This window comes from Streptomyces sp. GLSS-08 (genome assembly GCF_056387915.1).
Window position 1 is genome coordinate 118,771 of record NZ_JBWJAQ010000014.1, and the last position, 24,514, is coordinate 143,284.

The following is a 24,514-nucleotide window of genomic DNA, read 5'->3' on the forward strand; positions in this document are numbered from 1 at the left end:
TGGTCACGCCCTGTCCGCGACGCGTTCGCCGACTAGGCCTTGTGGCCTGAACAGCAGTACGAGGATGAGGAGTACGAAGGCCCAGACGGAGGACCAGCCGCCGCCGCCGAGCTGCTGCATGCCGGGGATGCCGTCGATGTAGGAGGTGGCCATGGTTTCGGCGAGGCCGAGGACGAGGCCGCCGATCATGGCGCCGTAGATGTTGCCGATGCCGCCGAGGACGGCTGCGGTGAAGGCCTTGAGGCCCATCTGGAAGCCCATGTCGTACTTGATCTGTCCGTAGCGCAGGCCGTAGGAGACGGCGGCTACGGCGGCGAAGAAGCCGCCGATGGCGAACGCGATCACGATGATGCGGTTGGTGTCGATGCCCATGAGCTGGGCGGTGTCCGGGTCCTGTGCGGTGGCCTGCATGGCGCGGCCGGTGCGGGAGAGGCGGACGAAGAGGGCGAGGGCCGCCATGCAGAGGGGGGCGGCGATGATGACGAAGGCGGCGCCGCTCTGGATGCGGATGTCGCCGATGTGCCAGGGGCCGAAGTCGAGCTGGGGGAAGGTGCGGTCGGTCTTGGCGTCGGGGTACCAGTTGAAGACGGCCTGCTGGAGGGCGAGGGAGAGGCCGATGGCGGTGATGAGGGGTGCGAGGCGTGGTGCGCCGCGCAGTGGCCGGTAGGCGAAGCGTTCGGCTCCGACGGCGATGAGGACGGAGACGAGTCCGCCGCCTATGAGCATCGCCGGCAGGGCTATCCACATGGATGTGCCGTTGGGCAGGACGTACAGGTAGACCGAGAGTGCGCCGAAGCCTCCGGTCATGAAGATCTCGCCGTGGGCGAAGTTGATGAGCTGGACGATGCCGTACACCATCGTGTAGCCGATGGCGATCAGCCCGTACATCGAGCCGAGGAACAGCCCGTTGGCCAGCTGCTGCGGCAGAGTGTTCACCGCATGGCCTCCATGTGGGTGGGGAGAGTTGAGCAGGGCGTATGAAACGGGCCGCGCGGTGACGTGTGGTCAGTGGCCGCGCGGCCCTGTGGTGGTGCTAGCGGCGGTGTGGATCAGCCGTTGAACGTGCCGCTCTTGACGGCCTTCCACTTGCCGTCCACGACCTGGTAGACGGTGAGCTGCTTGTTGGTGGTGTCGCCGTACTCGTCGAAGGCGACGGGGCCGGCGATGCCGTCGAACTGGGTCTTCTGGACTTCCTCGACGACCTTGGCGCGGGCGTCGGAGGGGACCTTGCCGTCCTTCACGACGTTGCCGATCGCCTTGATGATGGCGGTGGCGGCGTCGTAGGAGTAGCCGCCGTAGGTGCCGTAGTCGCCCTTGAGGCCGGAGGCCTTGTACTTCTTGATGAACTCGGCGGCGGAGGGCAGGGTGTCGACGGGCTGGCCGACGGAGGTGACGAGGTCACCCTCGGAGGTCTTGCCGGCGGTCTCGATGTAGGTCGGGGTGAACATGCCGTCGCCGCCGAAGAGCGGGACCTTGGCGCCGGCGTCCTTGAGCTGCTTGGTGAGCTTCTCGGACTCGTCGTACTGGCCGCCGTAGTAGACGAGGTCGGCCTTGGAGTTCTTGATCTTGGTGACGAGGGCCGAGAAGTCGGTGTCGCCGGTGTTGACGTGGTCCTCGCCCGCGACCTTGCCGCCCGCCTTGGTGAAGCCGGACTTGAAGAGCTTGGCGAGGCCGGCGCCGTAGGTCTGCTTGTCGTCGACGACGAAGACCTTGCGCTTCTTCAGCGTCTTGTAGGCGTAGTCGGCCGCGAAGCCGCCCTGGAGGGCGTCGGTGGTGGCGGTGCGGAAGTACGTCTTGAAGGGACGCGCCTTCTTCGTCTGCCAGTTCTTGCCCTGGGTGAGCTCGGGGGCGGTGTTGGAGGGCGAGATCTCGACCAGGTTGGCGGTGGCGAACACCTGCTGCATCTGGGTGGCGACGCCGGAGTTCAGCGGGCCGACGACGCCGAGGACCTTGTCGTTGCCGACGAGCTGGGTGGCGTTGGTCTGGCCCTGGGCGGGGATCGCCTTGTCGTCGAGGGCGACGACCTTGAATGTCACGCCGGGGACGAGGTTCTTCTTGTTGGCGTCGTCGACGGCGACCTGGACGCCGCCCTTGATGCCGAGGCCCGTGGCGGAGTTCTGACCGGTCAGCGGCGCGTCGACGCCGATGATGACCTCGGTCTTCTTGCCGCTGTCCTCGCCGCCCTTGTCGTCGTCGCGCGAACCGCAGGCGGTCAGCGTGAGTGCTCCCGTCGTGAGCACGGACGTGAGTATGACCAAAGAACGCTGTCGCACGTTGAATCCTCTCCCTGGCGCAGCAGCCCTGCTGGGCTGCCGTGTGTCTCGCCGGGCCGTACTGGGGTGGTACAAGGTGCCGTGCTGCAGACGCGCCCGGCGGCGCGGTGACTGGCCGTGACTCTAAGCCCGTCTGTGGGCGGCGGCATCGCCGTGGGCTGGCTTGTGACTTTCTTGTTATGACGTGGTGGTTGGTGACCTTCGTGGACGGGGGCTCTCGACCGGTATGGCGGAAATGCTCCGGAGTCCACATTTTGAGAATCCGCACTTCCGGTTGTGCGTGGGCGGCGGCGGTGGCCGGGTGGGCGCGGGGGCGCGGTGCGGGGGTGTGGATGAGGTCGTGGGTGTGCTGTCCGCCGGGGAGGGGTGGGGGTGCTGTATTGCGTCTGTGTCACGCAGCGTCACGCCGGGAGGGGGAATGTCGGCGTTCTGGGGCTGCGGGATACGGATGTCTGCACCGTGATCGGCCGGGTTGTCCCGGAGCGGACGGTGCACGCCGCTTGCGCGGAGTCCGGGGGTGGTGCGTGTGGTCCTCAACCGCGTTCGTTGGCGCGGGAGTTGGGGTCGGCGGTGCCGTGACTCTGTTGTGCGGGTGGGGAGTTGCTGTCCGTGTGGGTGTGATTTCCGCCGGGGCGGGCCGTGTTGGGTGGCGGCCCGCCCCTGGCGGGAATTTCGGTCAGCGGGCGGCGCGGGCGTGGTCGGCGTCGCTCGGGCCGACGGTGCGCAGCATGCAGGTGAGGCGGGCGGAGCAGACGCGCTTGCCGTCCTCGTCGGTGATGACGATCTCGTACGTGGCGGTGGAGCGGCCCTGGTGGAGGGGGGTGGCGACGCCGGTGACGACTCCGGAGCGTGCCGCGCGGTGGTGGGTGCAGTTCAGGTCGACGCCGACGGCGAGCTTGGAGCTGCCGCCGTGGAGCATGGCGCCGATGGAGCCGAGGGTCTCGGCGAGGACGGCGGAGGCGCCGCCGTGCAGGAGGCCGTAGGGCTGGGTGTTGCCTTCGACGGGCATGGTGCCCACGACGCGGTCGGCGGAGGCTTCGAGGATCTGCACGCCCATGCGGGTGCCGAGGTGGCCCGCGGAGAAGAGCGCGGGCAGGTCGACGCCGAGGGCGGCGTATTCGTCGATGACCTCTTGCGGGAACTTCGCGGTGTGCTGCTCGCCCATGGGGCCGGGCTCCGTTCGTCGTGGATCACTTCGTCGTGGATCGCTGTCGCTGAGCAAACGCTCAGTCGGTCGCCGATTGTTCCAGACGGACGACGACGGACTTGCTCGCCGGGGTGTTGCTGGTGTCGGCGGTCGCGTCCAGCGGGACGAGGACGTTGGTCTCGGGGTAGTACGCGGCGGCGCAGCCCCGGGCGGTCGGGTAGTGCACGACGCGGAAGCCGGGCGCGCGGCGTTCGACGCCGTCGTGCCATTCGCCGACGAGGTCGACGTACGAGCCGTCGGCGACGCCGAGTGTGCGGGCGTCGTCGGGGTTGACGAGGACGACGCGGCGGCCGTTCCTGATGCCGCGGTAGCGGTCGTCGAGGCCGTAGATGGTGGTGTTGTACTGGTCGTGGGAGCGCAGGGTCTGCAGCAGGAGGCGGCCTTCGGGCAGCCGGGGGTGTTCGACGGGGGCGGCGGTGAAGTTGGCTTTGCCGGTGGCGGTGGGGAAGCGGCGTTCGTCGCGCGGGGCGTGGGGGAGGGTGAAGCCGGCGGGGTCGGCGACGCGGGCGTTGAAGTCGTGGAAGCCGGGGATGACGCGGGCGATGCGGTCGCGGATCGTGGCGTAGTCCTTCTCGAACTCCTCCCAGGGTGTCCGGGTGCGGTCGCCGAGGACGCGGCGGGCGAGGCGGCACACGATGGCGGGTTCGGACAGCAGGTGGGGGCCGGCGGGCGCGAGGCGGCCGCGGGAGGCGTGCACCATGCCCATGGAGTCCTCGACGGTCACGAACTGCTCGCCGCCGTGCTGGAGGTCGCGTTCGGTGCGGCCGAGGGTGGGCAGGATCAGGGCGCGTGCGCCGGTGACGGCGTGGGAGCGGTTCAGTTTCGTCGACACGTGCACGGTCAGGCGGGCGCGGCGCATGGCGGCCTCGGTGACCGCGGTGTCGGGGGACGCGGAGACGAAGTTGCCGCCCATGGCGAAGAAGACCTTCGCCTTGCCGTCGCGCAGGGCGCGGATGGCGCGGACGACGTCGTAGCCGTGTTCGCGGGGCGGGGCGAAGCCGAATTCCTTCTCCAGGGCGTCCAGGAAGGCGGGGGCTGGGCGTTCGAAGATGCCCATGGTGCGGTCGCCCTGGACGTTGGAGTGGCCGCGCACGGGGCAGACGCCCGCGCCGGGGCGGCCGATGTTGCCGCGCAGCAGGAGGAAGTTGACGACCTCGCGGATGGTCGGCACCGCGTGCTTGTGCTGGGTGAGGCCCATGGCCCAGCACACGATGGTGCGGCGGGAGGCGAGGACCATCTCCAGTGCCGTTTCGATCTCGGCGCGGGTGAGGCCGGTCGCGGTGAGGGTGTCGTCCCAGTCGGCGGCGCGGGCGGCCTCGGTGAACTCCTCGTACCCGTGGGTGTGTTCGCGGACGAAGTCCTCGTCCACCGCGCCGTCGGTCTCCAGGATCAGTTTGTTGAGGAGGCGGAAGAGGGCCTGGTCGCCGCCGAGGCGGATCTGCAGGAACAGGTCGGTGAGGGCGGCGCCCTTGATCATGCCCTGGGGGGTCTGCGGGTTCTTGAACCGCTCCAGGCCCGCCTCCGGCAGCGGGTTGACCGTGATGATCCGCGCGCCGTTCGCCTTGGCCTTCTCCAGTGCGGAGAGCATGCGGGGGTGGTTCGTGCCGGGGTTCTGTCCGGCGACGATGACGAGGTCGGCCTGGTACAGGTCGTCGAGCAGGACGCTGCCCTTGCCGATGCCGATGGTCTCGGTGAGCGCGGAGCCCGAGGACTCGTGGCACATGTTCGAGCAGTCAGGCAGGTTGTTCGTGCCGAGTTCGCGGGCGAACAGCTGGTAGAGGAACGCCGCCTCGTTGCTGGTGCGGCCGGAGGTGTAGAAGATCGCCTCGTCGGGGGAGGCGAGTGCGGTGAGCTCCTCGGCGACGATGTCGAAGGCCCGCTCCCAGGTCACCGGCTCGTAGTGGTCGGCGCCCTCGGCGAGGTGGACGGGGTGGGTGAGGCGGCCCTGCTGTCCCAGCCAGTAGCCGCTGCGGCCGGCGAGGTCGGAGACGGGGTGTGCGGCGAAGAAGTCGGGGGTGACCCGGCGCAGGGTGGCCTCCTCTGCGACCGCCTTCGCGCCGTTCTCGCAGAATTCCGCCGCGTGCCGGTGCTCGGGCTCCGGCCAGGCGCAGCCCGGGCAGTCGAAGCCGTCCTTCTGGTTGACGCGCAGGAGGGTGAGGGCGGTGCGGCGCACTCCCATCTGCTGCTGGGCGATGCGCAGCGTGTGCCCTATGGCGGGCAGTCCGGCCGCCGCGTGCTTCGGCCCGGTGACCTGCGGCGCGTCCTGGACCGGGTCGCCCTTGGGCGGTTTGCTGGCCATCGCTTCGACCCTTTCGCGTGCACGCGTGTGCGCTGTGTGTCCGGCTCGTCCCGGGGGTCCGCCCCGGGGGCCTGCGGGGGATCCGATCCTCGCACGCACCGGTGGCGGTGTCCGTGCCCGGGCCCGGGCGGCTCTGGCTGTCAGTGCGGCGTGGCAGGATCGGGGGCGTGGCAGAAACAGCATCGAAGAAGACCGAGCAGACCTCCGGCACGGGCCGTCCGCGGCTGATGCTCATGGACGGGCACTCGCTGGCCTACCGCGCGTTCTTCGCGCTCCCCGCGGAGAATTTCACGACCGCGACGGGCCAGCCGACGAACGCGATCTACGGTTTCGCGTCGATGCTGGCGAACACGCTGCGCGACGAGGCGCCCACGCATTTCGCGGTGGCGTTCGACGTGTCCCGCAAGACGTGGCGCTCCGAGGAGTTCACCGAGTACAAGGCGAACAGGTCGAAGACCCCGGACGAGTTCAAGGGGCAGGTGGAGCTGATCGGTGAGCTGCTCGACGCGATGCACGCCGAGCGGTTCGCGGTGGAGGGCTTCGAGGCGGACGACGTCATCGCCACGCTGGCCACGCAGGCCGAGGCCGCGGGCTTCGACGTGCTGATCGTCACCGGCGACCGCGACTCCTTCCAGCTGGTCTCCGAGCACACGACCGTGCTCTATCCGACGAAGGGTGTCTCGGAGCTGACGCGCTTCACCCCGGAGAAGGTCTTCGAGAAGTACGGGCTGACGCCGGCGCAGTATCCGGACTTCGCGGCGCTGCGCGGTGACCCGTCCGACAACCTGCCGGGCATCCCCGGTGTCGGGGAGAAGACCGCGGCGAAGTGGATCAACCAGTTCGGTTCGTTCGCGGAACTGGTCGAGCGGGTTGACGAGGTCAAGGGCAAGGCCGGGCAGAATCTGCGCGACCACCTGGAGTCCGTCAAGCTGAACCGCCGGCTCACCGAGCTGGAGCGCGCCGTCGAGCTGCCGAAGACGGTCGCCGACCTGGAGCGTGCGCCGTACGACCGCAAGACCGTCGCGCTGGTCCTGGACACCCTGGAGATCAGGAATCCCTCGCTGCGCGAGCGGCTGTTCGCCGTGGACCCGGGGACGGCGGAGGCGGAGGCGGCCCAGCCGGTCGCGCCCGGTGTGGAGCTGGACGGCGCGGTGCTGGGTGCCGGTGAGCTGAAGCCGTGGCTCGCCGAGCACGGCCGGGCCGCGCTCGGCGTGGCCACCGTCGACGCGTGGGCGCTGGGCGCGGGCTCGGTGGCGGAGGTCGCGCTCGCCGCGGCGGACGGGAAGGCCGCCTGGTTCGACCCGTCCCAGCTGGACGAGGCCGACGAGAACGCGTTCTCGCGGTGGCTCGCCGATGCCGCCCGGCCGAAGGTCCTGCACAACGCGAAGGGCGTGATGCGGGTCTTCGCGGAGCACGGCTGGAGCGTCGAGGGCGTGACGATGGACACCGCGCTCGCCGCGTACCTGGTGAAGCCGGGCCGCCGTTCCTTCGCTCTGGACGCGCTGTCCCTGGAGTATCTGAACCGGGAGCTGGCGCCCGCCGCCGCGGCCGACGGCCAGCTCGCCTTCGGCGCCGACGACCAGGCCGAGGCGGAGGCGCTGATGGTGCAGGCCCGCGCGATCCTCGATCTGGGGGTGGCGTTCGGCGAGAAGCTGGAGGAGGTCGGTTCGGCCGACCTGCTGCGGGACATGGAGCTGCCGACCTCCGCGCTGCTGGCCCGCCTGGAGCGGTACGGCATCGCGGCCGACCGGGCGCACCTGGAGGCCATGGAGCAGATGTTCGCGGGCGCCGTGCAGCAGGCGGTGAAGGAGGCGCACGCCTCGGTGGGCCACGAGTTCAACCTCGGTTCGCCCAAGCAGCTCCAGGAGGTCCTCTTCGGTGAGCTGGGCCTGCCGAAGACGAAGAAGACCAAGACGGGTTACACGACGGACGCCGACGCCCTGGCGTGGCTGGCCGCGCAGACCGACCACGAACTGCCGGTGCTCATGCTCCGCCACCGTGAGCAGGCCAAGCTGCGGGTGACGGTCGAGGGCCTGATCAAGACGATCGCCGCGGACGGCCGCATCCACACCACCTTCAACCAGACGGTGGCCGCGACGGGCCGCCTGTCCTCCACGGACCCGAACCTGCAGAACATCCCGGTCCGTACCGACGAGGGCCGCGCGATCCGCCGCGGGTTCGTGGTCGGCGAGGGCTTCGAGTCCCTCATGACCGCGGACTACAGCCAGATCGAGCTGCGGGTGATGGCCCACCTGTCCGAGGACGAGGGGCTCCTCCAGGCGTTCACGTCCGGTGAGGACCTGCACACCACGGTCGCCTCGCAGGTGTTCTCCGTGGAGCGGTCCGGGGTCGACGCGGAGATGCGCCGCAAGATCAAGGCCATGTCGTACGGCCTCGCGTACGGGCTGTCGGCGTTCGGTCTCTCCCAGCAGCTCAACATCGACGCCGGTGAGGCGCGTGCCCTGATGGACACGTACTTCGAGCGCTTCGGGGGCGTCCGGGACTATCTGCGGCGCGCCGTCGACGAGGCCCGCGCCACGGGTTACACGGCGACGCTCTTCGGGCGCCGCCGCTATCTGCCCGACCTCAACAGCGACAACCGCCAGCGTCGCGAGGCGGCCGAGCGGATGGCGCTGAACGCGCCGATCCAGGGCACGGCCGCCGACATCGTGAAGATCGCGATGCTCAACGTGGACCGGGCGCTGCGCGAGGCGGGCCTGAAGTCCCGCATGCTGCTCCAGGTCCACGACGAAATCGTCCTGGAGATCGCCCCCGGCGAGCGTGCGCGGACGGAGGAGCTGGTCCGCCGCGAGATGGCGGGCGCGGTGCGGTTGCGGGCTCCGCTCGACGTGTCCGTCGGCGCGGGCCCCGACTGGGAGTCGGCGGCACACTAGCCCTGGCCGGGCCGGGGTCGGGCGACTTCGGCCCGGGGCCGACCGGGGCAGGTGACACCGGCCCGGTTTCGGGCCCCGGCTCACTGGGGCGGGCGGACACGGGCGGTGCGCTCGCCGCGGGCTGCCCGGGGGGCGCTCGGCGTCCACCCGGCCCCTGATTCGACACGGTCGCTCGGCCGGGCCCGTCCGTCCCACTCCTCCCGGGCGGGACGTGGCGTCCCGGTGCCCGCTGCACCCCCTCCTCGGGCAGGCCGCCCCGTCTCCGGGCCCGAGTCCGGACACCGGGCGGGGCCGGGAAGCGGGCGGGCCCGGGGAAGGCTGGTCCCGGCTCGACGTCTCCCTCCGTCGGCCCGAGGCCCCGTACCGTCGGCCCGTGGCCCCGCAGGGCGGAGGTCACCCGGGTGGCCCCCGCGAAGGCGCCCCCCGGCGCGAGGCCCCGTAAGGATGCGGGCATGGGTATACGTCTGCTCCCCCGCCCTCCGGGGAGAGCCACCCCCTTCTCGGCTGCCGTCCGCGCGGCGACGCTGCGCACACCGGCCCCGGTCTTCGCGGCCGGGGCGAGTACCGCCCGGGTACGCGCCCCTCGTCGCAGCCGCCCGCCCCGCGACCCCGCTGCGGGGCTCCACGCGTGCTTGCGCAGGGCGGGGGAGCGGACGCGGCTCCGCACCCCCTTCCGGACGGCGCACGCGGGCCCCACCTGCGTCGGCGCGGGCCGGAGAAGTCCGGACGCCCCGACGAGCGCCGTCGCCGGCCCGACCGGCTTCACGCTCGTGCGCCGGCTCCGGGGAACGGGCCGTGGCCTCACCCACGGAGCGCGGCCCACGCTGCGCGCCGTGCTCACCCGCCCGGACCGGGGCGCCGCCCGCCGGCTGTGGGCCGACCTGAGCCGTACGGTCCGACGGCACAGGGGGCGCAGGCATCGCGGCGCCCGCCTGGCCCGCATCGTCGCCCGCGTCGCCACGACGAACGACGCCGAAGCCGCGTAGACGTTGCCCGCGCATCCGCCAAGCCGCGTAGGCGCGGGCCACGCGATGCCGCGAATCCGCCAATCCGCGAAGGCGTGGGCACTGCCCATCCGCGAAGGCGTGGGCAACGCGCACACTCCGCAGCCGCCGGACCGAGCCCGCCCGCCCCGGGAAGAGGCGCCCCCGGCACGTCCGCTCAGCGCGCCCTCTCGCGACTGGGCCCCGCCGGTGTCCCGGTCGGCCGGGGCGGGGCCGGGCGGCACAGTCTGGTGCCGGTGCCGTACAGGAGCAGGCCGAGCACGAGTCCGGCGCCCGCTCCGAAGCACACGGTCGGGATGAGTTCCCAGAGCTTCGCGTCCGACCCCCAGTACGCCCACCAGCGCGAGGCCCGCTGCACCGCGCCCACGAGGGCACAGCCCACGAGGAGCGCGCCCGCCACCCACCGGTCCGCCCGGGACAGCAGGGGTACGCCCACCGGCTCGCCCGGGGAGGTCCGCCGGAGTGCGACCAAGAGGAAGGCCACGATCAGGACGGCCGCCACCACCGAACCCCCGTACTGCAGGTACCAGTAGAGCGGGGAACCGGCGATCTCCCGGCCCAGGACGGGGAACAGCCGCATCCCCCACCGGTCGAGGTGCGTGAACGCGTCCCAGACGACGTGCGTGAGCGCACCGAGCACGGCGGAGACGTACCACCACAGCGTCGGCGAAAGGCCGGGACGCGCATGCGGCGTCCCGCAGCGCAGCAGGGCCGCCGGGCGCCCCTGCCGGGCCCGCGGCAGCAGGGCGACCAGCGGTTCGCGCAGGACGAGCCACAGGCCCACGAGCGCCCAGGCGATGAGGACGTCGACGGTGAGGACACCGGTGAAGGAGTGGGTGAAGCCGCCGAACTCCATCGCACCCGGCAGCACGCTCGCCGCGTAGTAGGTCATGTCGGGAGCGAACGACCCGGCGACGAGGACGGCCGGTACGAGCCGGCCGCGGCCGGTCCCGTCGCCACGTACGGCGGGCAGCACGGCCGCCGCGTGGCTGAGAGTGAAAGGCACGTCGTCCCCCTGCGCCGGGCGTCGGGCGCGTGGTGCGGCCCCTGGCGATCACTCACGCCAGTATGAGGGGTCCATGAGAATGTCCGGGGGATCCGCCCCCGACGGGCCCGCGGGCAGCGGGTATATGGCCAACCGGTGAAAACCGGGCGTGAACGGGTGCCCCGGCGGCGGAAGTTGTCGTAGGGTCACCTGCGTCACGTGCCGGGGAGCACGGCAGGACGAGAAGAGCGCGCGGAGCGCGAGGGTCGGCCACGGGAGGGTTCACTCAATGGCGGCGCATTTCGGCAGGCTGCGCAAGGGAGCGGCGACGACCGCCGTGGCGGCGGTCGCGGTGGCGGCACTGTCCGCGTCCCAGGCACCGGGAGTGACCGCCGACGACCCCGGCAGACAGACCGCGGGCTCCGACTCCTCGGCCGACGGCGCGGTCGGCGGCACCGCGACCGGCAACTCGCCCTACTACACGGACCTTCCGCCGCTCAACAGCCCCACGGCCACACCCGCCCCCGGCGGGGCCGGCGGGACGGGGGCGGACGCGGAGTCCGACATCCCCGCGACGGTCCTCGACGCCTACAAGCAGGCCGAGGCCTCGCTGCGCGAGTCCAAGCCGGGCTGCAACCTGCCCTGGCAACTCCTCGCCGCCATCGGCAAGGTGGAGTCCGGTCACGCCCGCGGCGGCCGGGTCGACGCCGACGGCACCACGTACCGGCCGATCCTCGGCCCGGTCCTGAACGGCCAGGGCTTCGCGAACATCTCCGACACCGACAACGGCGCGTACGACAGTGACATCCGGCACGACCGCGCGGTCGGCCCGATGCAGTTCATTCCGTCCACCTGGGAGTGGGCGGGCCGCGACGGCAACGGCGACGGCGCGAAGAACCCGAACAACATCTACGACGCGGCGCTGGCCGCCGGCCACTACCTGTGCCGGTTCGACCACGACATGTCGGTCCAGTCGGAGATGAACGCCTCGATCCTCAGCTACAACAACTCGACGGCGTACCTCAACACCGTCCTGTCGTGGCTGACTTCCTACCGCAGGGGCACCCACCAGGTGCCGGACGGCACGGGCAGCATCCCCTCGCACCGGAGCGACACCCCCGCCGTCACGGTCCCCGGCCCGACACCGCCGGTCACCCACACGCCGGCCCCGGAGCCGAGCGAGCCCGGCGACAAGGACCCGTCGGGCCCCGCCACGCCGCCGTCCACGCCCGGTACGCCGAGCACACCGCCGAGCAAGCCGCCGACCACGCCACCCACCACGCCGCAGCCCACGCCCACCGACACGGTGCACCACCTCGAGGACGCGGGCACCGGCAAGCTCACCGCGACGGCGGGCGACACCTTCGCCCGGAAGATCACCGCGCGGGCCGAGACGAAGCCGGGCCGGGCGGTGGCGAAGGTACGGGTGCGGTTCACCGTCGTCGGCGACACGGACGCCGTCTTCACCGGCGGTGAGAGCGTCGCCACCGTCACGACCGACAGCGCCGGCAAGGCCACCGCGCCCGCGCTCGTGGCCGGCGAGAAGACGGGCGACTTCACGGTCCGTGCCACCGTGGTGGGCCGTTCGGTGCCCGCCCTCGACTACACGGCGACCGTCACCGCCCGCCAGGCCGACGCCCTCGCCCGCACCGGTGACACCGCGCCGACCTGCACGCCCGGCGGCGAGTTCGCGGACCAGATCGAGGTGAAGGCCACCTACAAGGGCGCCGTCGCCGGCGGTGTCGCGGCCACCGCGACGCTCGTCAGGTCGGCCGAGGACGCCACCGCGAACGACAAGGGCCCCTACTTCAAGGACGCGGACGGCAAGACCGTGCGCACCCTCACGGGCCTCACGACGGACGCCGCCGGTCTGCTCAAGCTGCCGAAGCTGTACGCGGACGACACCGTCGGCACGTACCTGCTCCGTGTCACCACCACGGGCGGCGCGACGCTGACCGTGGAGCTGAAGGTGGCCGCCGCCGCTTCCTGAATCCCCGCCCGTTCGCACGGCGCCCCTCCGGCTTTCCCGCGGAGGGGCGCCGTCGTCCGTGCGCGACGTGTTCTCATCTGGCTCCGCCGTTGCTACGGTGCCCGACCTGACGATGTATCAGTTCCTGGTTCCGTGTTCCGTGTTCCGTGTTCCGTTCCTGGTTCCCGTACCGGTTCAGGTTGCCCAGTCAGCCGGGAGGCCCCCCATGCGTGCCCTGATCGCCGCCGCGACCGGTCTGGCCGCCGCGCTCGTCCTGGTGTTCACGATCACGGCCCTGGGCTCGCAGTCCGGCACGACCTCGCCCGAACCGCTGCTCACCACCGTCCCCGAGCACCCGTAGTCGTTCCCCGACGCACAGGGAGGGCCGCCGAGATGCGACGCAAGGCCAGCCTCGTCCTGCTCGCCCTCGCCGTGTTCTGCGCGGCGGTGTCCCCCCTGCTCCGGTGGTACGCCTACCCGCGACTGGCCAAGGTCCCCGCAGGCCAGTACCAGGACATGGTGCTGGAGGCGAGGAACGCGACCCTGCTCGACTACGGCACGATGAAGGCCGAGAAGGTCTCCCGGGTGACCGTCGTGCAGACCCTCAAGGGCAATGTGGAGGCGTCCGAGGCGATCGAGCGGTCCGCGGGCCGCGACGTCGTCGTCTGGGACTCCCTGTCGTACGTGGAGGGCCCCGACGGCACGATGGTCTCCAAGCTGCCGGAGCGCTACATCTTCGACGCGCACAGCCAGGAACCCGTCCACGCCACGGGCGAGTCCGTCGACGGCGACCCCGTCGAACGGGACGGCATCGAGTTCAAGTGGCCCTTCCGAACGGAGAAGCGGGACTACGAGTACTTCGACGCGCAGACCCGCACCACGGCCCCCATCCACTACAAGGGCACCCAGGACTTCCGGGGCGTCGAGGTCTACTACTTCGAGCAGACCATCCCCTGGACCAAGGTCCCCTTCCCCAAGACCATGCCGGTCGAGGGCGTCACGGCGGAGTCGGTCGCCGGGACCGGCACCACCCGCTGGTACACCACGGTCCGCAGGTTCTGGGTCGAACCGGTCACCGGCGCGCCCGTGTACGGCGAGGAGATCCACCGGGAGGAGCTGCGCGGCGGCACCCTGCTGGACGGCCGCGACAAGGTGACCGCCTTCTCCGGGCATGTCAAGATGCGCGAGGACTACATCGACTCGACGGTGTCCCTCGTCAAGTCGAACCGCACGCTGATCCTGTTGATGACCACGTACCTCCCCTGGGGCCTCCTCGTCCTCGGCGTCGGCCTGCTCTCGCTGTCCCTGTACCTGGAGGCCCGCGGCCGCCGACCGGACGGCCCGGCACCGGCCGGCCGGCCGGAACCGGAAGCGGTCACCGCCTGAGCCGGGCGTTCGTGTACCGGGTCGGCGCGGCGGCGGCCGGATCCTCGGGCCACGGATGCTTCGGGTACCGCCCGCGCAACTCGGCCCGCACGGCCCGGTACCCGTCCCGCCAGAACGACGCCAGGTCGGCCGTGACCGCGGCGGGCCGTCCGGCGGGCGAGAGCAGATGCACGAGCACGGGCACGCCCGCCACCGCCGGTGACTCCTGCAGCCCGAACATCTCCTGGAGCTTCACCGCCAGGACCGGCCGTTCCGGATCGCCGTAGTCCACGCGGACCCTGGAACCAGTCGGAACCTCGATGCGCTCGGGTGCGAGCTCGTCCAGCCGCGCGGCCTGCCCCGACGCCCACGGCAGCAGACGCGTCAGCGCCTGCCCGGCGTCGATCCGGCCGAGGTCGGCCCGCCGCCGGGCCCGGCCCAGCTCGGGCTCCAGCCACTCGTCCACGCGCGCGTGCAGCGTGTCGTCGCCGACGTCCGGCCAGGGATCTCCCAGGTGCAGCCGCAGGAAGGCGAGCCGCTGCCGCAGCGCCTCCGCGTCGCGCGTCCACCGCAGCAGCCCGAGCCCTTCCTCGCGCAGCCCGCGCACCAGCGCCTCCCGTACGAGCGCGGGATCGGCGTCCCTGAGCGGCCGCACCGTGAGCTCCACCGCCCCGAGCCGCTCGACCCGCCTCGCCACGACGTCGCCGTCGGCCCAGCCGACCTCGTCGCCCTCGGCGTGCAGGGTGCCCGCGGCCCGCCGCGCGGTTTCCTCGTCGACGGCCGCGCCGAGCCGCACGCGCGCGTGCCCCGCGCCCACCGGGCGGTCGGCCACGGCGACGGCCAGCCAGGGCGCTCCCCGCAGGGCCGAGCCGTCCCCGGCCTCGGCCCGCGTCCCGGACACCATGAGATACGAGCCGCCCTGCGCCCGCGCGACCCGCTCGGGAAACGCGAGCGCGGCGACCAGCCCGGCGACCCGGTCGTCCCCGCCCGGCCCCCGGCCGCCCGCCTCGACACCGCCGACCACGACACCGCCCGCCCAGGCGGCCGTACCGGAGCCGCTCCGTCCCGCCCGGGCGCCCCGGCTACCCGGCCGGTCCTCTTTGCCGGTGCCGACCGCGTCGCCGCCCGCCCCGGCTGCCGTACCGGAGCCGTTCCGCCCGGCCCGGGCGCCGCGGGAGGCCGCCCGTCCGTCCCCGCCTGTGCCGCCCACCGCGTCACCGCCCGGCCCGGCGGCCGTGCCCGTGCCGCCGCGTCCGGTCCGGGTGCCTTCTCCGGGCCCGTCCGCCCCGGCGGACGGGCCCGTGTCGCCGCCTGTGGCCCGGGTATCCCGGGAGGACCCGTGGCCGTCCGCCCCGGCGCCGCTCGCGGCCGAACCATCCGCCCCCGTATACCGCTCCACCCTGTCGCCGCCCGGGGTGAACGCCCGCCGCAGGCGCCGGGCCTCCGTGCGCCAGCGGGACGCGTACGCGTCACCTCCGCGGCGGGCGTACCGCCACGCCGCGGCCAGATCGTCGCCGTACTCCCGCGGCGGCTCCTCGCTCAGCAGGGCGACCACCTCGGCGGCCCGCTCGGCGCCCACCTCCGGTGCCGCGTCCAGCAGGGCCCGCGCGAGCCGCGGATGCAGCCCGAGCCGGGACATCCGCACCCCCCGCTCCGTCGCCCGCCCCGCCGCGTCGACCGCGCCGACGGCCTCCAGGACGGTTCGCGCCGCCGCCATCGCCCCGGCCGGCGGCGGGTCCAGCAGCGCGAGACCGGACGCGTCCGGGTCGCCCCAGCAGGCCGCCTGAAGGGCGAACGCCGTCAGGTCGGCCACCTTGATCTCGGGCGCCGGGAAACGGGGGAGCCGCACGTCCTCCGCCTCCGTCCAGCAGCGGTAGACCACGCCCGGCGCCTCCCGCCCGGCACGCCCCGCCCGCTGCCGCCCCGCCGCCTGCGAGGCCCGTACGGTCGCCAGCGCGCTCAGCCCGCGCGCGTGGTCCACGCGCGGCTCCCGGGCCAGCCCGGAGTCGACGACCACCCGCACCCCGGGGACCGTCAGCGACGACTCGGCCACCGAGGTGGCGAGGACCACCCGGCGCCGTACACCGGCGGACAGCACCGCGTCCTGCACGGCCGCCGGAGCCCGCCCGTGCACCTGGAGCACCTCCGCCCCGCCCAGGTCCCCCAGCTGTCCCGCGACCCGCGCGATCTCGCCCACCCCGGGCAGGAAACACAACACGTCCCCCGCGTGCTCGGCCAGCGCCCGCCGCACCACCCCCGCGACATGCGCCAGCTGCGCCGGGTCCACGCGCATCCCGTGCGGCGGCCGGACCGGCCGGACGGGCGGCGCCCACACCACGTCCACCGGGTGGGACACGCCCGCCGCCTCGACCACCGGCGCCCCGCCGAGCAGTCGCGCCCAGCCCGCCGCGTCGGTCGTCGCGGACGCGGCCACCAGCCGCAGCTCAGGACGCAGCGCGGCCCGCACGTCCAGCAGGAAGGCGGCGACGGTGTCGGCGTCCAGATGCCGCTCGTGGCACTCGTCCAGCACCACCACGTCGACGCCCGCCAGTTCCTGGTCGCGCTGGAGCCGTTGCAGCAGCACCCCGGTCGTGACGACCTCCACGCGCGTGTGCCGCCCCACCACCCGCTCCCCGCGCACGGTGTACCCGACGCTCTCGCCCGCCTTCTCCCCGAGCAGCCACGCCATCCGGCGCGCAGCGGCCCGGGCGGCGATGCGCCGCGGCTCGGCGACGACGACCCGGCGGGCCGGCCCCGCACCGGTCAGACCGGCGAGGACCAGCGGTACGAGCGTGGTCTTGCCGGTCCCCGGCGGCGCGCACAGCACCGCGGCCCCGTGTTTCTCCAGGGCGGCGCGCAGCGCGGGCACGGCGGAGCGGACGGGCAGCCGGTCGAGGGCGTCGGTACGGTTCACGCCCCCAGTCTCGTACGAGCGCTCACCTGCCCCCCCCACGCGCGTGCGGCGCAGGCGTCAGTCGCGCTCGCACACGAAGATCGCGGTCCCCGGGATCAGTTTGCCGCGCAGCGGGGACCAGCCGCCCCACACCTGGGTGTTCCAGGCGGGCCACTCCGGCTCCACGAGGTCGAGCAGACGGAAACCGCCGGCCACGACGTCGCGGACCCGGTCACCGACCGTCCGGTGGTGCTCGACGTACACCGCGCGCCCCTCGTCGTCCTGCTCCACGTAGGGAGTGCGGTCGAAGTAGGAGGCCGTGACGCTCAGGCCCTCCGGGCCCGGCTCGTCCGGGAAGGCCCAGCGGACCGGGTGCGTCACGGAGAACACGAAGCGGCCGCGGGGACGCAGCACCCGGTGCACCTCGCGCAGCACGCGGACCGGGTCGGCGACGAACGGCAGCGCGCCGTACGCCGAGCACGCCAGGTCGAAGGAGCCGTCCGCGAACGGGAGCGCACCCGCGTCGGCCTCCACGAGCGGCACGCCGCCACCGATGCGCAGCGCGTGCTGGAGCTGGCGGTGGGAGAGGTCCAGGGCGACCGGACGGGCTCCCTGGGCGGCCAGCCAGCGCGAGCACTGGGCGGCGCCGGCGCCGATCTCCAGGACGTCCTTGCCCTTCAGCTCCTCCGGCGGGCCGAGCAGCTCGGCCTCCACCTCGTCCAGGCCCTCGGGGCACCAGACGAAACGGTCGTCGCCGAGGAACGTGCCGTGCTCGACCTGGTAGTCGTCCGCGTTCCGGTCCCACCAGCCCCGGTTGGCCCGGGTGCTCTCCGTGACGTCGGCGGCACGGCGGGTGGCTTCCGGCTCGAACGGTTCGTGCTCTTGGATGATCGGCTCCCTCGTACTAGTCTTCGGGCACTTCGGTGCAGGGCGTCCCGGGCGTGTCACCGCAGAGGCTTCGAGGGCCCACACGGCCTCCAGGGACACGTCTTGTGCCGGGTATGGGGCGTTCCGCCCCGGGTGTGGGCCTTCGCGCATTGACCCTGCCCGGCGGCCCCCGTATGCTACAAGTTGCGCTGCGGGCCTGCGCTCCTCAGACGTAGCAGGCTGCGCTCGCATCTGTTGTATGTCCCCTCGGTTGTCGAGGCGCCAACGGACGTGTCCTTCATTGGGCATCACCGATTCTGGCGCTTCCTTGGCTGTCCGGCTTCTTCAGAGCGAAACGGGCTCCCGGCGTAAGCAGTACCTACGACTCTCTGTCCGTACCGGAGCCCTTTCCCACATGACGAGCAGCACCGAGACCACCTCTACCACGCCGCAGGTAGCGGTCAACGACATCGGTAACGAGGAAGCCTTCCTCGCCGCGATCGACGAGACGATCAAGTACTTCAACGACGGCGACATCGTCGACGGCGTCATCGTGAAGGTCGACCGGGACGAGGTCCTGCTCGACATCGGTTACAAGACCGAAGGTGTCATCCCGAGCCGCGAGCTCTCGATCAAGCACGACGTCGACCCGAACGAGGTCGTCAAGGTCGGCGACGAGATCGAGGCCCTTGTCCTTCAGAAGGAGGACAAGGAAGGCCGCCTGATCCTCTCGAAGAAGCGCGCCCAGTACGAGCGTGCCTGGGGCACCATCGAGAAGATCAAGGAAGAGGACGGCATCGTCACCGGCACCGTCATCGAGGTGGTCAAGGGTGGTCTCATCCTCGACATCGGCCTCCGTGGCTTCCTGCCGGCCTCCCTCGTCGAGATGCGCCGTGTCCGCGACCTCCAGCCCTACGTGGGCAAGGAGCTCGAGGCGAAGATCATCGAGCTGGACAAGAACCGCAACAACGTGGTCCTGTCCCGCCGCGCCTGGCTCGAGCAGACCCAGTCCGAGGTGCGTCAGACGTTCCTCACGACCCTGCAGAAGGGTCAGGTCCGCTCCGGTGTCGTCTCCTCGATCGTCAACTTCGGTGCGTTCGTGGACCTCGGTGGCGTCGACGGTCTGGTTCACGTCTCCGAGCTGTCCTGGAAGCACATCGACCACCCCTCCGAGGTTGTCGAGGTCGGCCAGGAAGTCACCGTCGAGGTCCTCGACGTCGACATGGACCGCGAGCGTGTCTCCCTGTCGCTGAAGGCGACGCAGGAGGACCCGTGGCAGCAGTTCGCCCGTACGCACCAGATCGGGCAGGTTGTCCCCGGTAAGGTCACGAAGCTCGTTCCGTTCGGTGCGTTCGTGCGCGTCGACGAGGGCATCGAGGGCCTGGTCCACATCTCCGAGCTGGCCGAGCGCCACGTGGAGATCCCGGAGCAGGTCGTCCAGGTCAACGACGAGATCTTCGTCAAGGTCATCGACATCGACCTCGAGCGCCGCCGCATCAGCCTCTCGCTGAAGCAGGCGAACGAGTCCTTCGGTTCCGACCCGGCCTCGGTCGAGTTCGACCCGACGCTGTACGGCATGGCCGCGTCGTACGACGACCAGGGCAACTACATCTACCCCGAGGGCTTCGACCCCGAGACCAACGACTGGCTCGAGGGCTACGAGACCCAGCGCGAGGCGTGGGAGGGCCAGTACGCCGAGGCGCAGCAGCGCTTCGAGCAGCACCAGGCCCAGGTCATCAAGTCCCGCGAGGCCGACGCTCAGGCCGAGGCCGAGGGTGTCACCACCCCGGGTGCGGCTCCGGCCGCCTCCGGTGGCAGCGGCGGCGGCGGTTCGTACTCCTCGGAGTCGGACGACAACTCCGGCGCCCTGGCGTCGGACGAGGCGCTGGCGGCCCTGCGCGAGAAGCTGGCCGGCGGCCAGAGCTGATCGCTCACCGCTAGCCACTGACCGACCAGTGCGGGCCCGCTCCCTTCGGGGAGCGGGCCCGCAGTGCGTTCTCCGCGGCCCTCGTCCACGCCCGTCCCCCACGACCCTCCCGCGACGGAGCGAAGAGCCGTGCCCCGTCCGCCTGTTCGGCGGGCGAGGTGCCCCGTGGCGGGAATGCCCGCGCTCCGCACCACGTTGTCCAGGGTGAACACGAGGAGGAGCGGTCACAGTGCTTGATCCGCAGGGTTTGTACGCATGGGAGCCGAAGGGCCTGGCCGTCGTCGACATGGCGCTCGCCCAGGAGTCGGCCGGCCTTGTCATGCTCTACCACTTCGACGGATACATCGACGCGGGCGAGACCGGCGACCAGATCGTCGACCGGCTGCTCGACTCGCTGCCCCACCAGGTCGTGGCCCGTTTCGACCACGACCGGCTCGTGGACTACCGGGCCCGCCGCCCGCTGCTGACGTTCAAGCGCGACCGCTGGAGCGACTACGAGGAGCCCACGCTGGAAGTGCGGCTCGTCCAGGACGCCACCGGGGCCCCCTTCCTGCTGCTGTCCGGCCCGGAGCCGGACGTCGAGTGGGAGCGCTTCGCCGCCGCCGTGCGGCAGATCGTGGAGCGGCTCGGCGTCCGGCTGTCCGTGAACTTCCACGGCATCCCCATGGGCGTCCCGCACACCCGCCCGGTGGGCCTCACCCCGCACGGCAACCGCACCGAGCTGGTGCCCGGCCACCGCAGCCCCTTCGAGGAGGCGCAGGTTCCCGGCAGCGCCGAGTCCCTGATCGAGTTCCGCCTCATGGAGGCCGGCCACGACGTCCTGGGCGTCGCCGCGCACGTGCCGCACTACATCGCCCGCTCGCCGTACCCGGACGCCGCGCTGACGGTCCTGGAGGCGATCACCGCGGGCACCGGCCTGGTGCTGCCCGGCATCGCGCACGGCCTGCGCACCGAGGCGCACCGTACGCAGACGGAGATCGACCGGCAGATCCAGGAGGGTGACGAGGAACTCGTCGCCCTCGTCCAGGGCCTGGAGCACCAGTACGACGCCGCGGCGGGCGCCGAGAGCCGCGGCAACATGCTCGCGGAACCCGTCGAGATCCCGTCCGCGGACGAGATCGGCCTCGAGTTCGAGCGCTTCCTGGCCGAGCGGGAGGGCGACGGCTGAACCCCCGGGGCCCCGCCCGGCGCGGCCGGCGGCAGGCCCTAAGCTTCCGGTCATGCTGAAGGTGGGCCTGACCGGCGGTATCGGCGCCGGCAAGAGCGAGGTGTCTCGGCTGCTCGTGGAGCGCGGCGCCGTGCTGATCGACGCCGACAGGATCGCGCGGGAGGTCGTCGCGCCCGGCACGCCGGGGCTCGCCGCCGTCGTCGACGCCTTCGGCGAAGACGTGCTCGCGGCCGACGGCGGCCTGGACCGGCCCAAACTGGGCTCGATCGTCTTCGCCGACCCGGAGAAGCTCGCCGTCCTGAACGCGATCATGCATCCCCTGGTCGGTGCCCGCTCCCGGGACCTGGAGACGGCCGCCCCCGCGGACGCCGTCGTGGTGCACGACGTCCCGCTGCTCGCGGAGAACGGCCTCGCGCCGCTCTACGACCTCGTGGTGGTGGTGGACGCCCGTCCCGGCACCCAGCTCGACCGGCTCGTACGGCTGCGCGGCATGAGCGAACAGGACGCGCGCGCCCGGATGTCCGCCCAGGCCAGCCGCGAGGAGCGCCTGAAGATCGCGGACATCGTCATCGACAACGACGTACCGCTCGACCAGCTGCGACGCCGGGTCGGCGAGGTATGGGCGGATCTCGAACGCCGGGCGCACACGGCAGGGGAACAACCGGGTGCACCCACCGTCAAAAGGGCGGCCAAACCGCCCAAGGAATAGCGGCCCCGGGCCGGGGCGTTGAACCGTTCCCGTGAGGGAAGGACTCAGCCGTGCCCGACACCAGCGGTTCCACCGGACGTACTCCGGAGACACACGTCATCGACTTCCGCGCCGCCGAGCAGCTGCTCGCCGCCCGCGATCCGCGGGGCGCGGTGAAGCTGCTCGACTCGGTCATCGCCGCCCACCCGGAGAACACGGCCGCCCGGCTGCTGCGTGCGCGTGCCTTCTTCGCCGCCGCCCAACTGCGGCCCGCCGAGCTGGAGTTCACCATCGTCCTGGAGCGTGAGCCGGACAACGCGTTCGCGCACTTCGCGCTCGCCCGCACCTACGAGCGCCAGCGGCGCCCGGACCAGGCCAAGCGGCACTTCAGGCTCGCGGCGGCCCTCGACCCGAATCCGCAGTACCTGGAAGCGGCCCGCTTCGACTCCTGAGCGCCCACTCCGTGCCCAGGTCTCGGGTCTCGCGAGGGGGCGCTGGGGTCAGCGGGGACGGTGCTCCGGAGGAGGGTACGGCGGCACGTCGGGTCCCGGCTGGTAGTGGGGCCCCTGGTGGATGTGCCGCAGGATCATGATCATGTCGGCGGTGGTGATCAGCCACAGCGCGCCGCAGGCGGCCGCCCATCCGGGCCGTCCGGCGAGCGCGAAGCCCACCACCCCGCCGATCGCCCAGACCAGCCCCCACAGGCTCAGCCAGAAGCGCAACCGCAGAGCACTGCGTGCCGTCCTCGGCTCACTGCCTGTGCGCATCGCCATCACCGCTCCCACGAAAAAACGTACTCTTCGCGCCGCACGTCCACCACGGGACGGCGGCCGGGAACCCGGGGGAGGCGACGCTGCTGCCGGAGGGGCCGTAGTGGTGCCGCGACCCCGGCGGATTCGGCACCCACCCACAAATCCCGGTCCGCAGCGATGAGTTCCGGGCGGACGGCCGGTCTACCTCCACGACAGCAGCCCACACCGCTTCGCAGGAGACCCACATGTCCGAGACCACCGCCTCCGTCGCCCGCGCCGCCTCCGTCACCCCCGCCGCCCGTACCGGCCGCAGCCGCCGTGCCGAGATCTCCCTGAGGGCGCTGCAGACCGTGCTCGGCCTCTTCTTCGTCCTCGCGAGCGCGCTGCCCAAGCTGATCGCGCACCCCTCGGCCGCCGAGGGCTTCGACAAGCTCGGCTGGGGGAGCACGGGGATGTACATCATCGGCGCGCTCGAACTCGCCGGGGGCATCGCGCTGTTGATTCCGCTGCTGTCGTCGGTGGCGGCGGTGTCCCTCAGCGCGTTGATGGTCGGTGCCTTCATCGTGAACGTCACCGCCATCCACGGCCCGTACCCCGCGACCCCGCTCATCCTGATCCTGCCGCTCGCGCTGATCGCCTGGGCGCGCCGCAGCCACAACGCCGAACTGGTACGGGTGGTGCGGCGGCGCGCGTGAGGGCCGCAGGAGGCGGGGGTTTTCCCCGGCTGGACGTCATCGAGGGCTCCCCGTTCGTGCCGGGGAGCCCTCGTCGGTGTTCACGGGCGACGCGCCGGGCGGGCCCGCCGCTCAGCCGCCGTCCGCGTCCCCGTCCGGCCGGACCAGACCGCGCAGACGGTCCATCTCACGCCGGTCCCGCTTGGTCGGGCGGCCCGCTCCGCGGTCGCGGATGCCCGCAGGGGCGACGGCCTCGCGCGGCGGGGGCGGCGGACTGTTGTCCACGTAGCACTCGGCGGCGACGGGCGGCCCGACCCGCTTGCGGATCACGCGCTTCACGACGACGACCCGCTCCCGGCCCCCGTGACGCAGGCGGACCTCATCGCCCACGCGTACCGCGTAGGCGGGCTTCACGCGTTCACCGTTGACGCGGACGTGGCCGCCGCGGCAGGCGGTGGCGCCCATGGACCGGGTCTTCACGAGCCGCACCGACCAGATCCAGCTGTCGACCCGCACGCTCTCGCCGGTCCGCGGCCCGGCCGCGCGGGCGGCGGCAGCCGCCGGGTCGTCGGAGCCGTGCGCGCCGTCCGTACCCCGCTCGTCCTCGTCAGCACCCTCAGAAGCCATGCCCCGACCTTAGCCCCGGCCGTGCGGGAGCCGGACGCCCTTTTCCGCGCCGTCGCTCTCCGGCCCTTCCCCGCCGAACCCGTGGGGGACCGTTCACGACCCGGTCGTACGGTGGGGGGATGGACAGCAGCCTGGCCGGACTGGACGCCCGCATCACCGGATGCCGGGCCTGTCCGCGCCTGGTCGACTGGCGGGAGGAGGTGGCCCGTACCAAGCGCGCCGCCTTCGCGGACTGGACGTACTGGGGGCGCCCCGTCCCCGGCTTCGGGCCGCCCGACGCCTCGCTGCTCGTCGTCGGACTGGCGCCCGCCGCCCACGGGGCGAACCGGACGGGCCGGATGTTCACCGGCGACCGGTCCGGCGACGTGCTGTACGCGGCCCTGCACGAGGTGGGACTGGCGTCGCGGGGGACCGCGGTGAGCGCCGACGACGGACTCGCCCTGCACGGCGTGCGGATCACCTCGCCCGTGCACTGCGCCCCGCCCGCGAACAAGCCGACGCCCGAGGAACGCGACACCTGCCGGCCGTGGCTGCTCAGCGAACTGCGGCTGCTGCGGCCCTCGCTGCGGGCGGTGGTGGTGCTCGGAGCGTTCGGCTGGCAGGCCGCGCTGCCCGCCTTCGCGGAAGCGGGGTGGACGGTTCCCAGGCCGCGTCCGGTCTTCCGGCACGGCGCCCGCGTCACCCTGGACGGCGAGGCGGGCCCCCTCGACCTCTTCGGCTGCTTCCACGTCAGCCAGCGCAACACCTTCACCGGGCGTTTGACCCCGCTCATGCTGAGGGACGTCCTGCGTACGGCGGCCCGCCGAGCGGGGCTGCCGACGGCGCCGGAGCCCCCGTAGGCCGACGGCGCGGGGCACGACGCGGGCGTGCGTGGTGGAGGTGCCGGTCGCGGCCACGGACAGGTACGCGGCGACCCGCTGAC

At 72.4% G+C, this 24,514-nt stretch carries 20 protein-coding genes; 11 read left to right on the top strand and 9 right to left on the bottom strand.

Going from position 1 to position 24,514, the window contains the following annotated elements:
- Positions 1-3: 3 nt before the first annotated feature.
- The 4 genes from AC0ZLC_RS24430 to AC0ZLC_RS24445 form a co-directional block, all read right to left on the bottom strand.
- Positions 4-936 (bottom strand): branched-chain amino acid ABC transporter permease, encoded by a 933-nt coding sequence (locus AC0ZLC_RS24430; protein WP_355779188.1) that lies wholly within the window; start codon positions 934-936, stop codon positions 4-6.
- Between the two features lie 113 nt (positions 937-1,049).
- On the bottom strand, positions 1,050-2,273 hold the full coding sequence (locus tag AC0ZLC_RS24435) for a branched-chain amino acid ABC transporter substrate-binding protein (RefSeq protein WP_476754094.1): 1,224 nt from the start codon (positions 2,271-2,273) through the stop codon (positions 1,050-1,052).
- Between the two features lie 676 nt (positions 2,274-2,949).
- Positions 2,950-3,438: a PaaI family thioesterase gene (locus AC0ZLC_RS24440; RefSeq protein ID WP_476754095.1), complete on the bottom strand. Its 489-nt coding sequence runs from the start codon at positions 3,436-3,438 to the stop codon at positions 2,950-2,952.
- 61 nt (positions 3,439-3,499) lie between these two features.
- A complete protein-coding gene (locus AC0ZLC_RS24445) occupies positions 3,500-5,779 on the bottom strand; it encodes an FdhF/YdeP family oxidoreductase (RefSeq protein ID WP_476754096.1) in 2,280 nt (759 codons plus the stop codon).
- Between the two features lie 167 nt (positions 5,780-5,946).
- On the opposite strand from AC0ZLC_RS24445, the gene polA reads away from it, so the two are divergent.
- Together polA and AC0ZLC_RS24455 are read left to right on the top strand one after the other, a co-directional pair.
- Positions 5,947-8,673 carry a DNA polymerase I gene (gene polA, locus AC0ZLC_RS24450; RefSeq protein WP_476754097.1) on the top strand — a complete coding sequence of 909 codons (2,727 nt, stop codon included), beginning with the start codon at positions 5,947-5,949 and terminating at the stop codon, positions 8,671-8,673.
- 452 nt (positions 8,674-9,125) lie between these two features.
- A complete protein-coding gene (locus AC0ZLC_RS24455) occupies positions 9,126-9,659 on the top strand; it encodes a hypothetical protein (RefSeq protein WP_476754098.1) in 534 nt (177 codons plus the stop codon).
- Positions 9,660-9,834: 175 nt separating this feature from the next.
- On the opposite strand, the gene AC0ZLC_RS24460 is transcribed toward AC0ZLC_RS24455, so the two are convergent.
- Positions 9,835-10,683, bottom strand: a complete 849-nt coding sequence (locus tag AC0ZLC_RS24460) for a DUF4184 family protein (RefSeq protein WP_476754099.1) — start codon at positions 10,681-10,683, stop codon at positions 9,835-9,837.
- A gap of 268 nt (positions 10,684-10,951) precedes the next feature.
- Here AC0ZLC_RS24460 and AC0ZLC_RS24465 point away from each other — a divergent pair, with 268 nt between their 5' ends.
- From AC0ZLC_RS24465 to pgfA, 3 genes are all read left to right on the top strand, one after another.
- The gene (locus tag AC0ZLC_RS24465) at positions 10,952-12,652 is read left to right on the top strand and encodes a lytic transglycosylase domain-containing protein (protein ID WP_476754100.1); all 1,701 of its coding nucleotides are present in this window, start codon (positions 10,952-10,954) and stop codon (positions 12,650-12,652) included.
- Between the two features lie 205 nt (positions 12,653-12,857).
- The gene (locus AC0ZLC_RS24470; RefSeq protein ID WP_476754101.1) at positions 12,858-12,992 is read left to right on the top strand and encodes an SPW_0924 family protein; all 135 of its coding nucleotides are present in this window, start codon (positions 12,858-12,860) and stop codon (positions 12,990-12,992) included.
- A 32-nt stretch (positions 12,993-13,024) separates the two neighbouring features.
- Complete coding sequence (gene pgfA / locus AC0ZLC_RS24475) at positions 13,025-14,017, top strand: cell envelope lipid trafficking protein PgfA (RefSeq protein ID WP_476754102.1); 993 nt, start codon at positions 13,025-13,027, stop codon at positions 14,015-14,017.
- Here the strand turns inward: pgfA and AC0ZLC_RS24480 are convergent.
- Positions 14,007-16,910 carry an ATP-dependent RNA helicase gene (locus AC0ZLC_RS24480; protein WP_476754103.1) on the bottom strand — a complete coding sequence of 968 codons (2,904 nt, stop codon included), beginning with the start codon at positions 16,908-16,910 and terminating at the stop codon, positions 14,007-14,009. The genes pgfA and AC0ZLC_RS24480 overlap by 11 nt on opposite strands.
- 57 nt (positions 16,911-16,967) lie before the next feature.
- On the bottom strand, positions 16,968-17,927 hold the full coding sequence (locus tag AC0ZLC_RS24485) for a class I SAM-dependent methyltransferase (protein WP_476754104.1): 960 nt from the start codon (positions 17,925-17,927) through the stop codon (positions 16,968-16,970).
- Positions 17,928-18,171: 244 nt separating this feature from the next.
- Here AC0ZLC_RS24485 and rpsA point away from each other — a divergent pair, with 244 nt between their 5' ends.
- From rpsA to AC0ZLC_RS24505, 4 genes are all read left to right on the top strand, one after another.
- Positions 18,172-19,683 carry a 30S ribosomal protein S1 gene (gene rpsA / locus AC0ZLC_RS24490; RefSeq protein WP_476754105.1) on the top strand — a complete coding sequence of 504 codons (1,512 nt, stop codon included), beginning with the start codon at positions 18,172-18,174 and terminating at the stop codon, positions 19,681-19,683.
- 229 nt (positions 19,684-19,912) lie between these two features.
- Complete coding sequence (locus AC0ZLC_RS24495) at positions 19,913-20,851, top strand: PAC2 family protein (RefSeq protein WP_476754106.1); 939 nt, start codon at positions 19,913-19,915, stop codon at positions 20,849-20,851.
- A gap of 52 nt (positions 20,852-20,903) precedes the next feature.
- Positions 20,904-21,560 carry a dephospho-CoA kinase gene (gene coaE, locus AC0ZLC_RS24500; RefSeq protein WP_476754107.1) on the top strand — a complete coding sequence of 219 codons (657 nt, stop codon included), beginning with the start codon at positions 20,904-20,906 and terminating at the stop codon, positions 21,558-21,560.
- A gap of 50 nt (positions 21,561-21,610) precedes the next feature.
- Complete coding sequence (locus tag AC0ZLC_RS24505) at positions 21,611-21,991, top strand: tetratricopeptide repeat protein (RefSeq protein WP_121403631.1); 381 nt, start codon at positions 21,611-21,613, stop codon at positions 21,989-21,991.
- Positions 21,992-22,039: 48 nt separating this feature from the next.
- Here AC0ZLC_RS24505 and AC0ZLC_RS24510 read toward each other — a convergent pair whose 3' ends face one another.
- Positions 22,040-22,306, bottom strand: a complete 267-nt coding sequence (locus AC0ZLC_RS24510; protein WP_476754161.1) for a DUF6343 family protein — start codon at positions 22,304-22,306, stop codon at positions 22,040-22,042.
- A 230-nt stretch (positions 22,307-22,536) separates the two neighbouring features.
- Between AC0ZLC_RS24510 and AC0ZLC_RS24515 the strand changes: the two genes are divergently transcribed.
- A complete protein-coding gene (locus tag AC0ZLC_RS24515) occupies positions 22,537-22,986 on the top strand; it encodes a DoxX family protein (protein ID WP_476754108.1) in 450 nt (149 codons plus the stop codon).
- A 111-nt stretch (positions 22,987-23,097) separates the two neighbouring features.
- Here the strand turns inward: AC0ZLC_RS24515 and AC0ZLC_RS24520 are convergent, their stop codons facing one another.
- Positions 23,098-23,592 carry an RNA-binding S4 domain-containing protein gene (locus AC0ZLC_RS24520; protein WP_476754109.1) on the bottom strand — a complete coding sequence of 165 codons (495 nt, stop codon included), beginning with the start codon at positions 23,590-23,592 and terminating at the stop codon, positions 23,098-23,100.
- A gap of 119 nt (positions 23,593-23,711) precedes the next feature.
- Here AC0ZLC_RS24520 and AC0ZLC_RS24525 point away from each other — a divergent pair, with 119 nt between their 5' ends.
- Positions 23,712-24,431: a uracil-DNA glycosylase gene (locus AC0ZLC_RS24525; RefSeq protein ID WP_476754110.1), complete on the top strand. Its 720-nt coding sequence runs from the start codon at positions 23,712-23,714 to the stop codon at positions 24,429-24,431.
- The last annotated feature ends 83 nt before the right edge of the window (positions 24,432-24,514 follow it).

What these genes read in the sequence shown, in the direction of transcription:
- AC0ZLC_RS24440 (WP_476754095.1), bottom strand. Translation starts at nt 3,438, where the DNA reads ATGGGCGAGCAGCACACCGCGAAGTTCCCGCAAGAGGTCATCGACGAA.
- AC0ZLC_RS24445 (WP_476754096.1), bottom strand. Translation starts at nt 5,779, where the DNA reads ATGGCCAGCAAACCGCCCAAGGGCGACCCGGTCCAGGACGCGCCGCAG.
- AC0ZLC_RS24455 (WP_476754098.1), top strand. Translation starts at nt 9,126, where the DNA reads ATGGGTATACGTCTGCTCCCCCGCCCTCCGGGGAGAGCCACCCCCTTC.
- AC0ZLC_RS24465 (WP_476754100.1), top strand. Translation starts at nt 10,952, where the DNA reads ATGGCGGCGCATTTCGGCAGGCTGCGCAAGGGAGCGGCGACGACCGCC.
- AC0ZLC_RS24470 (WP_476754101.1), top strand. Translation starts at nt 12,858, where the DNA reads ATGCGTGCCCTGATCGCCGCCGCGACCGGTCTGGCCGCCGCGCTCGTC.
- pgfA (WP_476754102.1), top strand. Translation starts at nt 13,025, where the DNA reads ATGCGACGCAAGGCCAGCCTCGTCCTGCTCGCCCTCGCCGTGTTCTGC.
- AC0ZLC_RS24485 (WP_476754104.1), bottom strand. Translation starts at nt 17,927, where the DNA reads ATGCGCGAAGGCCCACACCCGGGGCGGAACGCCCCATACCCGGCACAA.
- rpsA (WP_476754105.1), top strand. Translation starts at nt 18,172, where the DNA reads ATGACGAGCAGCACCGAGACCACCTCTACCACGCCGCAGGTAGCGGTC.
- coaE (WP_476754107.1), top strand. Translation starts at nt 20,904, where the DNA reads ATGCTGAAGGTGGGCCTGACCGGCGGTATCGGCGCCGGCAAGAGCGAG.
- AC0ZLC_RS24510 (WP_476754161.1), bottom strand. Translation starts at nt 22,306, where the DNA reads ATGCGCACAGGCAGTGAGCCGAGGACGGCACGCAGTGCTCTGCGGTTG.
- AC0ZLC_RS24515 (WP_476754108.1), top strand. Translation starts at nt 22,537, where the DNA reads ATGTCCGAGACCACCGCCTCCGTCGCCCGCGCCGCCTCCGTCACCCCC.
- AC0ZLC_RS24520 (WP_476754109.1), bottom strand. Translation starts at nt 23,592, where the DNA reads ATGGCTTCTGAGGGTGCTGACGAGGACGAGCGGGGTACGGACGGCGCG.
- AC0ZLC_RS24525 (WP_476754110.1), top strand. Translation starts at nt 23,712, where the DNA reads ATGGACAGCAGCCTGGCCGGACTGGACGCCCGCATCACCGGATGCCGG.